The 12,136-nt window shown below is 67.3% G+C and carries 13 protein-coding genes; 8 read left to right on the forward strand and 5 right to left on the reverse strand.

The genetic code is table 11. The features are described 5' to 3' along the window. Positions 1–14 precede the first annotated feature (14 nt). The gene (locus V5F89_RS01395) at positions 15–449 is read left to right on the forward strand and encodes an EF-hand domain-containing protein (protein ID WP_338446479.1); all 435 of its coding nucleotides are present in this window, start codon (positions 15–17) and stop codon (positions 447–449) included. Positions 450–547: 98 nt separating this feature from the next. Here V5F89_RS01395 and V5F89_RS01400 read toward each other — a convergent pair whose 3' ends face one another. Both V5F89_RS01400 and V5F89_RS01405 read right to left on the reverse strand, forming a co-directional pair. Next, complete coding sequence (locus V5F89_RS01400) at positions 548–2,248, reverse strand: M20/M25/M40 family metallo-hydrolase (RefSeq protein WP_338446480.1); 1,701 nt, start codon at positions 2,246–2,248, stop codon at positions 548–550. 3 nt (positions 2,249–2,251) lie between these two features. Continuing rightward, positions 2,252–2,866, reverse strand: coding sequence for a CPBP family intramembrane glutamic endopeptidase (locus V5F89_RS01405; RefSeq protein WP_338446481.1), 615 nt, complete (start codon positions 2,864–2,866; stop codon positions 2,252–2,254). 81 nt (positions 2,867–2,947) lie between these two features. On the opposite strand from V5F89_RS01405, the gene V5F89_RS01410 reads away from it, so the two are divergent. Continuing rightward, positions 2,948–3,460, forward strand: a complete 513-nt coding sequence (locus tag V5F89_RS01410) for a PadR family transcriptional regulator (protein ID WP_338446482.1) — start codon at positions 2,948–2,950, stop codon at positions 3,458–3,460. A gap of 25 nt (positions 3,461–3,485) precedes the next feature. On the opposite strand, the gene V5F89_RS01415 is transcribed toward V5F89_RS01410, so the two are convergent. Genes V5F89_RS01415 through V5F89_RS01425 form a run of 3 tightly spaced genes read right to left on the reverse strand, consistent with a single transcriptional unit; the run spans position 3,486 to position 6,301 of the window. Then, positions 3,486–4,880, reverse strand: a complete 1,395-nt coding sequence (locus V5F89_RS01415; RefSeq protein WP_338446483.1) for a sensor histidine kinase — start codon at positions 4,878–4,880, stop codon at positions 3,486–3,488. 2 nt (positions 4,881–4,882) lie between these two features. Further along, positions 4,883–5,626, reverse strand: coding sequence for a response regulator (locus V5F89_RS01420; RefSeq protein ID WP_338446484.1), 744 nt, complete (start codon positions 5,624–5,626; stop codon positions 4,883–4,885). Between the two features lie 30 nt (positions 5,627–5,656). Continuing rightward, on the reverse strand, positions 5,657–6,301 hold the full coding sequence (locus V5F89_RS01425; protein WP_338447483.1) for a TetR/AcrR family transcriptional regulator: 645 nt from the start codon (positions 6,299–6,301) through the stop codon (positions 5,657–5,659). Between the two features lie 78 nt (positions 6,302–6,379). Here V5F89_RS01425 and V5F89_RS01430 point away from each other — a divergent pair, with 78 nt between their 5' ends. From V5F89_RS01430 to V5F89_RS01455, 6 genes are all read left to right on the forward strand, one after another. Then, on the forward strand, positions 6,380–7,009 hold the full coding sequence (locus V5F89_RS01430) for an NAD(P)H-dependent oxidoreductase (RefSeq protein ID WP_338446485.1): 630 nt from the start codon (positions 6,380–6,382) through the stop codon (positions 7,007–7,009). A gap of 34 nt (positions 7,010–7,043) precedes the next feature. After that, a complete protein-coding gene (locus V5F89_RS01435; protein WP_338446486.1) occupies positions 7,044–7,457 on the forward strand; it encodes a DUF2946 family protein in 414 nt (137 codons plus the stop codon). 75 nt (positions 7,458–7,532) lie between these two features. After that, positions 7,533–8,096, forward strand: a complete 564-nt coding sequence (locus V5F89_RS01440; protein ID WP_338446487.1) for a copper chaperone PCu(A)C — start codon at positions 7,533–7,535, stop codon at positions 8,094–8,096. Then, complete coding sequence (locus V5F89_RS01445; protein ID WP_338446488.1) at positions 8,089–8,691, forward strand: SCO family protein; 603 nt, start codon at positions 8,089–8,091, stop codon at positions 8,689–8,691. Before V5F89_RS01440 ends, V5F89_RS01445 begins: the two co-directional genes overlap by 8 nt. Positions 8,692–8,726: 35 nt before the next feature. Beyond that, a complete protein-coding gene (locus tag V5F89_RS01450) occupies positions 8,727–10,727 on the forward strand; it encodes a TonB-dependent receptor family protein (RefSeq protein WP_338446489.1) in 2,001 nt (666 codons plus the stop codon). A gap of 13 nt (positions 10,728–10,740) precedes the next feature. After that, positions 10,741–12,063, forward strand: coding sequence for a PepSY domain-containing protein (locus V5F89_RS01455; protein WP_338446490.1), 1,323 nt, complete (start codon positions 10,741–10,743; stop codon positions 12,061–12,063). The last annotated feature ends 73 nt before the right edge of the window (positions 12,064–12,136 follow it).

The following is a 12,136-nucleotide window of genomic DNA, read 5'->3' on the forward strand; positions in this document are numbered from 1 at the left end:
AGGGGATGAGCAGGATGAAACGCCATATGCTTCTGTTCGCGATGGCCGGAACGGCCATTGTCCTCTCGTCCCCGGCGCTGGCCCAGCAACGCGATCCGGGTCAGCTCCTGGTTCGCGCCGACGCCAATGGCGACGGCAGAGTCACCCGCGAGGAATATACGGCGAGCAAAGCCAGGCTGTTCGACCGGCTGGACCGCAACAGCGACGGCGTACTCGACCAGAGCGACGGCGGCCGCGGCGGGCTGCTGCGGCGTCGCTCGGGCGACAAGCTCCGGCAACTGATCGACGCCATCGACGAGGATGGCGATGGCAGGGTCGAACGCAACGAGTTCGTATACGGCCGCGCGCTCGTATTCGATCTGGCGGACACCGACCGCAACGGCGTGGTCGATCGCGAGGAAATGGCCGAATTCAGAAGGCTCGCGGAAGAGCGGCGCCGGCAACGCTGACACGCTCTTTCGCAGCCGCCAGCGTGCCGGCCCTGGCTCCCGTGCCGGCACGCTGGCTCCTCGCCGTCGATACGGCCTGCGGAACCTGCGGCTGGCCGCTACCCGGCCCCGCGCTCCGGCCGCTCGACCGGCAGCGAATTCGGCGCAAACCCGTGCATCAGGGGATCGTCCCTGTACCAGGCCGGACGCGGCCCGTTGGCAATGTTCAGGATCGTTTCGCGGATATAGCGCTCCCACCGGGCGGCGACATCCCAGCGTATCGGCAGCGAAGTGTCGTCGGACGGCTGGTGGTAGCTGTTTTCCTCGTAAGCCTGCCAATTGGGGTGCACGGCCATCCCCGTCGCCGGATCGCGCGGGCCGGGATTGGGGAAGAGAATCGGAATGCCCAGGCGCAGAAAGGGATACTGGTCGCTCAGCGCGAGATTGCCCCGCTGCGGATTGGGGTCGGGAATATGTCGCGCGCCGATTGCAGCGGCCGCGCGCCGCGACGCCTCGCCGAGATTCGAGTGATCGGCGCCCAGTGCCACGATATCCTCGAAATCGTGCCACGCCATCAATCCGTCGACGCTGATGGCCGCGACGATGCGGTCGATGTCCACCACCGGATGGGCGGCGAAATAGTCCGCTCCGATCAGGCCCCTTTCCTCTCCGGTCGTCGCGACGAAGAGCACCGAGCGCGAGGGGCGAGCGGATACGATGCGTCGCGCGGCCTCCAGCATGACGGCGACGCCGCCGGCATTGTCGATCGCGCCATTGTAGATCGCATCGCCGGCCACCGGCTCGCCAATGCCGACGTGATCGAGATGCGCGAGAACCAGGACATATTCGTCGCGGAGCTGCGGATCGGACCCCGGAACCATCCCGACGACATTGGGCGATACAAGATCGTCGTGACGCGTTTCGCGGCGGATCGAAATCCTCGCATCGAGTTCCCGGGCGGCTGGGGGCGTGTCGCTCGCACCGGCGTATATGGCGGCGAGATCGAGGCCGTGAGCGTCGAACAGGCGCGTGGCCATGGACGGCGAGAGCGAGACCGTGGCCTTGATCGGGGCGGCCTGTTCCGCATTGCCGGAATACCATGAGAGGGCGGGCTGCAGCCTGGCCCGGCGCGTGTAGTCCCACGGGGAAATACGCTCCCGTTCCGGGCTCTTGATCGTGACGACCGCAACCGCACCGGCTGCCGCGGCCATCCGTTCCTTCTGCTGGACCCAGCTGAAATGGGCGCGCAGCGCGCCGGGCAGGGTCGCCGGGGCGCCTTCGATAAGAACCACGGCCTTGCCGCGAACGTCGACACCGGCATAATCGTCGAGGCCCAGCTCGGGGGCGGTGATCCCCCAGCCCACGAAGACCAGCGGCAGGTCCAGCTCTTCGGCGGTTTCGGTCCGGCTCCCGTCGACGACGACGGTCTCTCCGTTGACGAGTTCGACCGGGCTCCCCTTGATCGCCAGGGCAAGCCGCGACGCCGCAAGGGTCCGGCGACGGAGCGGGACCTGCTGGAAATAGCCATCGGTCCCCCTGGCTTCGACTCCTATGGCAGCAAGCTGGGCGGCGACATAGCGGGCAGCGATCTCGTGCCCCCGCGTCCCAGTATCGCGGCCCTCGAGAAGATCGTCGGCAAGGAATTCGGTATGGGCCCGGATCGCGGCCTGGGACGAATCCTGTTGCGCCCACACGGCCGGGGCGAAAAGGATGGCAGCGGAAGCGCCGATGACGATCGTCGCGGCTCTGACCCGCCGGAGGCGTTGCCCCCGGCCGGCCAGGACCGCGCGGGGATCGGGCGCAATGGGGATGCGCTGCATCGCTTATTGAACTCCGTACAGATAGATTGCGGTGATTGCGATCGCATTGCTCGTCGCGTGCATGGTGACCGCCGGGAGCAGTTTCCGGTCGCACAGCAGATAGACGGCGCCATAGCACAGGCCGCTCAGCCCGGTGGTGATCATGCCTGCCGTCCCCTGCCATGCGTGGGCGAGGCCGAAGCCCAGCGACGTGAGCAGCAGCAGCGGGATGGCCCACGCCTCGCCGAACTCCGCCGTCCCCCAGCCAAGGAGGAAACCCCGGTCGATCAGTTCCTCGATAATCCCGCCGAAAAGCACGCCGAGGGCGAGCAGTTTGAGATAGTTGCCCAGATCGCCGTGAACGGCGGCCAGCGAGGAAAGGTCCGGCTCCGCCCCCGTCACCTGCCTGGCCAGGAGGTCGAACAGCGGATTCATCGCGAAATGCATGGCCGCGCCCGCCAGCGCCCCGACGGCAAGCGACACCGGAATGCTGCGGAACACCGCCGAGAATGTCGGCCCGCGGGTCCGCTTCACGAAAATCAGGATGAGCGCGACGATCGGGATCGAAATCAGCATGCCGTTGGGAATGGCCACCGACGGCGCAAACACGGCGAGCCAGAGGAGGATCGACAAGGTCATGGGCAACTCTTCTGCATTTAGTACGAATCGGACTATTGCCTCTGGATGGTCGTCCGGGCAAGGGAAAACGATATGTCGGAGATGACCGAACTCGAAGGCACCGTGCTCGGCCTCCTCGCCCTGAAGCCGAACAGCACGGCTTACGAAATCCGGCGCGAATTCCAGAAATCGGGGACGGCGCACTGGCAAGCCAGCGCTGGCGCGATCTACCCCCTGCTCGAACGTCTCGCCCGAAAGGGCCTGCTGACCGCCACGGCGATCGGTCACGACCGGCGCGGCACGAAGCATCTCGAACTCACCGATGCCGGGCTGACGGAGGCACATGGCTGGATCGTGGGCGACAAGCCGGGGCTGGCCACGGCCGCCCCCGATCCGATCCGCACGCGGTGCCACTTCCTGGCGCTGCTGACGCCGGCGGAGAGACGAAGGATTCTCGATCGATGGATTGGGCAGACCGAGCGGGAAATCGCGAAGCTGCAGGACGCGGAACCGTTCGAGGACATGTACGAGCAATGGGCGGTCGAGGGGGCTGTCGCCCAACTGGCTGCTCGCCGGGACTGGCTCGAAACGCTGTCTGCCAAGTCCGCCCGATAGCGGGGCAGCCGAACACCGTGTCCAGCTACCCATGTTCCGGCTTCGCAGCCGAGACCGGGCGGCCGCCAGCCACAGGCAGGTGCACGACAGCCCGCAATCCGCCCGCGGCGCCGTTCTCGAGCCGCAGACTGCCGCCATGGCTTTCCGCAAGCGCCTTCACGATCGACAGTCCGAGCCCGGCCCCGCCGGAGTGCCGGCCGCGCGATTCCTCCACCCGTTCGAAGGGCTCGGCGATCCTGCCGAGCCTGTCTTCGGCAATGCCCGGCCCTTCGTCGCTGACACTCAGCTCGATCGCTGGCCCGGCTTCCTCCGCCCTTTCCAGGCGCACTTCCGCACGGCGGCCATAACGGATCGCATTGTCGACGAGATTGGCCAGTATTCGGCGATAGGCGAGCCGCCCGCAGGCGCAGGGCAAGTTCCGTTGTTCGCCCGCAAGCGATACGTCGTCGCCCGCCTCCCGGCGCATGGCGACATAGGCCACCGCCTCTTCCCAGGCGCAGATTTCCTGCTGCGGATCGTCGCCGTGCGCTTCGGTCCGCGCGAACAGCAGCACATCGTCGAGCAGGAGGCTCATCTCCTCGATATCCGCGATCGCCATGCGCCGCTGATGGTCGTCGGCAATGCGCTCCGCGCGCAGTCGCAGACGGGTGAGATAAGTGCGCATGTCGTGGGCGATCGCGGCGAGCATGCGGGTACGTTCCGCCACCAGTTCGGCGATCCGCGCTTTCATCGCATTGAACGCGGTGCCGAGCGCCTGGAGTTCGCGCGCGCCGCCGACCGACACGTCGGCCGCGGCAATGTCCCGGCTCAGGTCTTCGGTCGCCTTTGCCAGGCGCCCGAGCGGCCGGACCACCTGCCAGTAAAGCACCAGCACGAGCACGGCCAGCACCGCTGCCGCCACCAGCGCGACGATGAGATAGCGCGAAGCCAGCAGCTGGAGCACGACCGGTGCCCGTTCGATGGCCAGCAATTCGCCCGTCCGCAGCCTGACGACGACCCGCATCGGGCCGCGCGGCGGCGCATCCGGGCGGACAACGCGGGACAGCCTGCCGACTGCGCGGACCTGTATCTCCACCGGCCGCCCCTCAAGCTCCGCGGCATAGCGAGCATAGCGCTCTTCCAGCTTCGGGGCGGGTCGCAGCGTGCCGGCGGTGACGGCCAGTTCCGCATCGGAGCCGAACAGCTCGACCGTCGTGGAACCACCGCTGGCCGCCCGCGCGATCAGCGGGCGCACCTCGGGCGGCGCACGCTCCACCGCCTCGGCAATTTCCCGGGCGTCGGCGGGGTCGACAAGGCGATACATCAGCGGCCTGCCATCGGGCCAGATCACCGCCAGGAGGATGGCGATCTGCAGGGCGATCGAACCGAAGAGGAAGATCGCGCCGATGCGGAACGGCAGCGAGCCCGGAAGGCCGCGCATTTTCAAGGCCCTGCGAATTCGACGGGAGGGGCGAACAGATATCCGCCGCCCCTGACCGTGCGGATGATCGCGGGCTTCCGGGGGTCGTCGCCGAGCTTGCGGCGCAGGCGGCTCAATTGCACATCGATCGTGCGGTCGTAAGGCGCCGCATCGCGTCCCCGCGTCCAGTCGAGCAACTGATCGCGCGTCAGCACCCGCTGAGGATGGTCGAGCAGGGCAACGAGAAGATCGTACTCGCCCCCGGTCAGTTCGACGGCCTCGCCCTGCGGGTCGAGCAGCTCGCGGGAACCGGCGTCGAGCACCCAGCCGGCGAAACGATAACGGCGCCCCGTCAAGGGCGAAGGGCGGTGCGCCAGTCTCGTCCGCCGCAGCACCGCCCTCACGCGCGCAACCAGCTCGCGCGGGTTGAACGGCTTGGGAAGGTAATCGTCCGCCCCCACCTCCAGCCCGAGAATGCGGTCGATGTCGTCGCCCTTGGCCGTAATCATGATCACGGGCAGGCGAACCGGGGCGGAATGCAGCCGGCGGCAGATCGAGAGCCCGTCCTCCCCCGGAAGCATCAGGTCGAGCAGGACCAGGTCCAGGCGGCGCCGGGCTGCGAGACGATCCAGTTCGGACCCGTCGCGGCATATTGCCACCTCGTAGCCTTCACGCGCCAGCAGTTCGGCCATCAGCTGGGCGATCTCCCGGTCATCCTCGACGATCGCGACGACCGTGCGCCGATCCGAAGGTTCGTTGATCTGCATGGCGCGTGTTTCCCCGATGCGCCGCGAAAGTTACAAGCGCGATCTCGCCGTCGTTACACTTTGTTGCCGAGGGTCGTCCGGCGCCCTTCGCACGGTGTCGCATATCAGCGCGGACAGTTCCGACGTGGCCTCGTCTTGCGAAATTTCGTTTCGAACCGCCGCGAAGGACAGGGCTTCCGCCGCCCCCAGGATCGAACGCAACGCAGGCAGCGCGATTTCACCGGTGGGGCTGAATCGCGCCAGCGCCGTCCGCACGCGTTCCATGAAGCCGCTTTCATAGCTCAGGCGAATGGCTTCCAGTTCTGCCGAGCCCGCCAGCGCGGCCGATACTCCGGGGATCTCGCTGCCTTGCGTGACGACACACGCGACGTAGGAATCGGCAATGACGGCCGCCTGGCTCTCCAGCTCGGGCGGAGCGGCCGCCAAGGCTTCCGCCATCCGTGCATTCTGCCGATCGTCGTACGCGCGATACAGCGCCGCCAGGAGCCCGGTGCGCGATCCGAAGTGGTCGTAGGGGATCGGCTTGGAGACTCCGGCCCGCTGGGCCAGGTAGCCCAGCGTCAGCGCCTCGTTCCCTTCGCTACGGACGATGTCGCGCGCGACTTCCAGAAGCTGTCGACGGCGCTCTTCACGCGAAAGCCGGCGACCCGACGATGGCACATCCCGAATTGACACAATCAACCTACTACTAGTAACCTACTACTAGTAAGTTACTCGTTTCCACTCCCCTCAATGTACAGAAAGGATCTGGCCATGCACGCGCTGATTGTCGTCTCCCACCCCGATACCCGATCGATGACCTCATCGGTCGCCCGCGCCCTTGCGGATAGCGTGGAAAAGGCGGGTCACACGGTCGAATTCGCCGATCTGGCGGAGGAGGAATTCGATCCGCGGTTCCGGCAGGCCGATGTCGAGGCCCATTTGCTCAAGTCGCCGCCGCCCCGCGACGTCCGGGCCGAGCAGGAAAGGCTCGAGCGCGCCGATGCGCTGGTGCTGATCTATCCGGTCTACTGGTGGTCGATGCCCGGCCTCATGAAAGGGTGGATCGATCGGGTGTTTTCCAATGGCTGGGCCTACGACGACAGCGACCCGTCGCGGATAGTCAAGAAGCTGGGGCACTTGCCGATCCACCTTATCGCCCTTCCCGGCGCGTCGGAGCGAACCTATCTCCGGCACGGTTATCTCGACGCGATGAAAACGCAGATCGATCACGGCATCTTCGACTATTGCGGCGCCCCAGTCGTTCGTCACGAACTGCTGTTCGGGATTGCCGACGACGACGGCACGGACCTCCTCGGCATCGTGCGGAGCATCGGTGCCGGGCTGTTCGATCGCGAGCCTCGCCGGCAGCAGATGACCGCCCATTCTGCGCGAGCCGGATGACAATCGCGATCCGCGGCGGTAAGCCGCGCCGACCATGACGCAGCTGCGCGCCTTGATTCGTCGGCATCGCCATTTGGCGATCGCGCTGCTCGTGCTCGCGTTCTGCTTCAAGATCGTGGTCCCCGCCGGCATGATGGTCTCGTCGGCGCCCGACAGGCTGCTGACGGTGACGATCTGTACCGGCGGCGTCGACCGGATCGAAACGGTCGATATCCTCGTACCCGGCTCTCCCGACCATGGGCCCGCGCATCCCGACGGATCTGCCAAGGCCGAACATTGCGCCTTCGCCGGTCTCGCCAAGGCTGCATTGGGCGGCGCGGGCCCGATCCTGCTGGCGGCCGCCTTCGCCTTCATCCTCGTGCTCGGCCTTGCGCCGTCGCGCATCGCGCCGCTGGCGCGCATCCCCTACCTCCGCCCGCCGCTGCGCGCGCCCCCGGCACAAGCCTGACGATCTGAACCGATCCTGTTTGGCCGATCCGGCCGCGTCCACGGGCGCGCGTCCGGGTTGTCGGAGGTATATCCCATGAAGAAATATGTTCGCCGCCTTCGCGGGCGGCAGGGGGCGACCGATTTTGCTCCCCATCGCATCCGCCGCACAATCGCCGTTTCGCTGTCCGTCGCCATGGCCCTGGCCGCTTGCGACGGGGCACCGGGCGACGCCCCAACGACCGAAACCCGCACCGCTGCGACCGGCATTGCCGTCGAACAAGCCTGGTCCCGCGAAACCGCGCCCGGGCAGGATGTCGGCGGCGCCTTCCTGACCATTCGCAACACCGGCGACGAAGCCGACCGCCTCGTCGGCGGCACCACGCCGATCGCCGGAGACGTCCAGATCCATACCGTCGACATGGAAGGCGGCGTGATGCGCATGCGCGAACTGGCCGAAGGGCTGGAGATCGCAGCGAAGCGGACGGTGACGCTTGCACCCGGCGGTTATCACATCATGCTGATGGACCTTCGCGAACCGCTTGCCCGCGGCGCGCACGTTCCGCTGACGCTGGAATTCGAGAAGGCCGGCGCAGTCGCCGTCACGCTGGACGTGCAGCCGATCGGCGCCGAAGGGCCCGGGGAGGCGCACCATGACTGATCGCCTGAAAACGCTTCGCCTGGTTCTCTGGTTCGCGGTTCTGGTTTCCGCCGGTTTCGCGCTCTACGCCTTTACCAACCGACCCGGCGATCCGCCTGTCGCCGACGGCTATGCCGACAGCGTCGGTGGACCGTTCACCCTGACCGCAGCCGACGGTTCGACCGTCACCGAGCGGGACCTGGCCGGCAAACCGTTCGCCATCTTCTTCGGCTTCACCCGCTGCCCCGATGTCTGCCCGACGACGCTCGCCCGCCTCGCCCAGCTTCGCAAGCGAATGGGCGAGGATGGCGACAGGTTCGAGATCGTGTTCGTCTCGGTCGATCCCGAAAACGACAGCCCGGAGGATATCGGAAACTACGTCGCGCTATTCGACACCCCGATCCTCGGCCTGACCGGCGCGCCCGATCAGCTCGCGCAGATCACGGATGCCTATCACGTGTTCTACGAGAAAGTGCCGATCGACGGCGGCGGATACACGATCGACCATTCGGCCTCGGTGTTCCTGATGAACCGCGAAGGGCGGCTTCAGTCGATCATCGATCATCACGAGGACGCCGAGACTTCGCTCGCCAAGCTCGAGCGGCTCGTCGCCTGACGTCCCTTCGGAACCGTTTCAAAGAAAGCACAGACATGACCATCTCACGTATCGCCTTCGCGGCGTCGCTTGCGGCCGTCGCCATACCCGCGCATGCCGAAACCTCTGCCGGGGCAGCCCGCGACGACGGCCGAACCATTATCGTCACCGGCGCGCGCGCAGCCGACGAGGCGGAAGCGCGCGCGGACGCCACCCCCGGCGGCACCGATGTCGTCACCCACGAAGACTATGCCGACAAGTCGCCCGTGTCGCTGCGCGACGCCCTCGCCTTCTCGCCCGGAGTCTATCTCCAGCCGCGCTATGGCCAGGAAGTGCGCATCGCGATCCGCGGATCGGGCCTCTCGCGCGGCTATCACATGCGCGGGATCACGCTGTTGCAGGACGGGGTGCCGATCAACCTTGCCGACGACAACGGCGATTTCCAGGAACTCGACCCGATCTTCTTCGATCATCTGGAGGTCTATCGCGGCGCCAATGCCCTGCGCTTCGGCTCGGGCACGCTGGGCGGCGCGATCAACGGGGTGACGCCGACCGGCAAGACCGCCGGCGGAATCTACCTGCGTGCCGACGCCGGCAGTTTCGACACCGTCCGCGGCCTCGCCTCCGCCGGGGTGGATGCCGGGCCGGGCGATGCCTGGGGCGCGATCGCCTTCGACCGTTCGGACGGCGACCGCGACCACGCCGGGCGCCGCTCGTTCCGGTTCCACGGCAATGCCGGGATCGAGCTGACCGAGGCGGTCGAAACCCGCTTCTATGCCAGCGTGAACGCGATCGACCAGGACCTGCCCGGCGCGCTGGACCTGGAAACCGTGCGCGACGCGCCCGAAACCGGCAATTTCGCAGGCGACCAGGCGCGCGACGTCGATTCGATCCGCCTGCAGAACCGCACCCGTTTCCGCTTCGATCGCGGGCAGCTCGACGCCGGGGTCTTCGTCAACGCCAAGTCGCTCTACCACCCGATCTTCCAGGTGGTGGACCAGGAATCGCTCGACCGCGGGGTCTATGCCCGGTTCGACTATGCCGCCGGTCGGTTCGAACTGACGCTGGGCGGAGAGGCGCGTTTCGGCGACACCCGGTCGAAGCGTTTCGTCAATATCGATGGCGAGCGCGGCGATCTCACTTTCGATGCCGATCAGGATGCGCGCAGCGCCAACATCTACGGCGAAATCCGTTTCCGGCCGGTCGAACCGCTGCAACTGATCGCCGGCGGGGTCTATGCCGACGGCTATCGCAGGCAGCACTTGCGCTACAACGCGTTCATGGGCGGCGCGGTCGACGTCACCGGGCGGGCGGACTACGATGCCTTCTCGCCCAGGTTCGGGGTCCTGTTCGAACCCGCCCGCGATATCCAGGTCTTCGCCAACTACAGCCGGTCGGTCGAATTTCCCGGCTTTATCGAGCTGGCGCAACTCGCGGAGTTCGTGGACCTCGCCCCGCAACGCGCCTGGACGCTGGAGGCGGGGACACGCGGGCGGAGCGGAATCGCCGAATGGGATATCGCCGCCTATCGCGCCGACCTGAAGGGCGAGCTGCTTCAGTTCGATATCGGCCCCGACATTCCGGCGGCGACGTTCAATGCGGGCGAGACACGCCATCAGGGGATCGAAGCGGCCCTGGCGTTGCACTTCGCGCCCTGGGCGCAGCTCCGGCAGATCTACCAGTACAGCGATTTCCGCTTCGTCGGCGATCCGCAGTACGGCGACAATCGCCTGCCGGTGGTGCCCGAGCACCTCTATCGCGCCGAGCTGCGCCTGGGCACCGACGCGCTCCATCTGGCGCCGAGCGTCGAATGGGTACCGCGCGGGGCCTGGGCCGACTACTCCAATACCCTGCGCGTGGACGGTTACACTCTTGTCGGCCTGACCGCCGGCGCGACGGTGGCCGAAGGGATCGACCTGTTCCTCGACGCGCGCAACCTGCTGGGCGAGACCGCGGTGGGCGATATCGGTGCGGCCATCGCCGCAACGCCGGCCTCGGCGATCTTCTACCCGGTCGAACGCCGCGCCGTCTTCGGCGGCGTCCGCGCCCGGTTCTGACGGGGAGCGCACAATGGCCGATGCGGCGCTCTATCGCAGGGTCTGGCGGTGGCATTTCTACGCCGGATTGTTCGTCCTGCCCTTCGTCCTGATCCTCTCGGTCACGGGAGCGATCTATCTGTTCAAGCCGCAGATCGATCGGTGGGAAGAACGCGACTACCGCGCGCTTGCGAGCGAAAGCGCCGTGTCGGCCGACACGCAGTTGCGGGCCGCGCTGGCCGCTTATCCCGGCAGCCGGTTCGATCGCTATCGCCTGCCGGAGAACCCGGGCGACGCGGCGATGCTGCGGCTCACGCTGCCATCCGGCGAGGCGGCCGAAGTCTATGTCTCGCCGGCGGGCGAGGTGCTCGGCACCCTTGCACCCGACGACCGCATTTCCGCCACGGTCGCGCGAGTCCACGGATCGCTGCTGCTCGGCGAGTGGGGCGATCGCCTGGTCGAACTGGCGGCGAGCTGGACCATCGTTCTGATCCTGAGCGGGCTCTACCTGTGGTGGCCGCGGCCCTTCCGCGCGGCGGGCACGCTCTGGCCCCGCCTCTCGCTGCGCGGGAGGCCGCTGCTGCGCGACATCCATCGCGTCACCGGCTTCTGGATCGCGGGGCTGGTCCTCGTCATGCTGGCCAGCGGCCTGCCCTGGGCGGGCGCATGGGGCAGCGCATTCCAGTGGGCGCGCACCGAGCTGGGGCTGGTGAAAGGGCCGCAGGAATGGACGATCGGCAGCGACGACGGCCACAAGCACACCGCCGCCCCTCCCCGCTTGACCGAGACAGTGCAAGCGTCGTCGTCGGCCGAGAGCCTGCCCCTGTCAGTCTTCGTCGCGAAGGCCCGGGCGGAGCGGCTTGCCTTCCCGGCCCTGATCCTGCCGCCGTATGCGCCGCAACCCTTCGGGCCGCCCACCGGCAAGGTGTGGACGGCCATGTCGATGAGCCAGAACCGCCCCCTCGCCCGGACTGTCACTTACGACCCGGTGACCGGCGCCGAAACCGGCCGCAGCGGCTTTGCGGACAAGCACCCGATCGACCGCGCGGTGGGCTACGGGATCGCCTGGCACGAAGGGCAGCTGTTCGGCCTTCCCAACCAGCTGCTCGGCCTCGCCACCGCGCTCGCCCTGATCGCGGTCAGCGTGCTCGGCGCAACGATGTGGTGGAAACGCCGCCCGCACGGACGGATCGCCGCCCCCGAGGCCGAAGGACACCGCGCCGGCCCCGGCCTCCGGGCACTCGTGATCGCCCTGGCGATCCTCCTGCCTCTTTTCGGCCTTTCGCTGCTGACGATCCTGGCGCTCGACCGGCTCGTTTCGATCTTGCGTAGGAACAGAGCGACTGCGCGAACGTGACACTCGTTGCGGATGTTGTGTGTGTGACCTTGCGGCGAACATTGGGGATTCTCAACAGGTTGCACCCGACATG

The organism is Pelagerythrobacter marensis (assembly GCF_036700095.1).
GTDB lineage: Bacteria > Pseudomonadota > Alphaproteobacteria > Sphingomonadales > Sphingomonadaceae > Pelagerythrobacter > Pelagerythrobacter marensis_A.

Coding starts and splice junctions, on each gene's coding strand:
- V5F89_RS01395 (WP_338446479.1), top strand. CDS start 15: ATGAAACGCCATATGCTTCTGTTCGCGATGGCCGGAACGGCCATTGTC.
- V5F89_RS01400 (WP_338446480.1), bottom strand. CDS start 2,248: ATGCAGCGCATCCCCATTGCGCCCGATCCCCGCGCGGTCCTGGCCGGC.
- V5F89_RS01405 (WP_338446481.1), bottom strand. CDS start 2,866: ATGACCTTGTCGATCCTCCTCTGGCTCGCCGTGTTTGCGCCGTCGGTG.
- V5F89_RS01410 (WP_338446482.1), top strand. CDS start 2,948: ATGACCGAACTCGAAGGCACCGTGCTCGGCCTCCTCGCCCTGAAGCCG.
- V5F89_RS01415 (WP_338446483.1), bottom strand. CDS start 4,880: ATGCGCGGCCTTCCGGGCTCGCTGCCGTTCCGCATCGGCGCGATCTTC.
- V5F89_RS01420 (WP_338446484.1), bottom strand. CDS start 5,626: ATGCAGATCAACGAACCTTCGGATCGGCGCACGGTCGTCGCGATCGTC.
- V5F89_RS01430 (WP_338446485.1), top strand. CDS start 6,380: ATGCACGCGCTGATTGTCGTCTCCCACCCCGATACCCGATCGATGACC.
- V5F89_RS01435 (WP_338446486.1), top strand. CDS start 7,044: ATGACGCAGCTGCGCGCCTTGATTCGTCGGCATCGCCATTTGGCGATC.
- V5F89_RS01440 (WP_338446487.1), top strand. CDS start 7,533: ATGAAGAAATATGTTCGCCGCCTTCGCGGGCGGCAGGGGGCGACCGAT.
- V5F89_RS01445 (WP_338446488.1), top strand. CDS start 8,089: ATGACTGATCGCCTGAAAACGCTTCGCCTGGTTCTCTGGTTCGCGGTT.
- V5F89_RS01450 (WP_338446489.1), top strand. CDS start 8,727: ATGACCATCTCACGTATCGCCTTCGCGGCGTCGCTTGCGGCCGTCGCC.
- V5F89_RS01455 (WP_338446490.1), top strand. CDS start 10,741: ATGGCCGATGCGGCGCTCTATCGCAGGGTCTGGCGGTGGCATTTCTAC.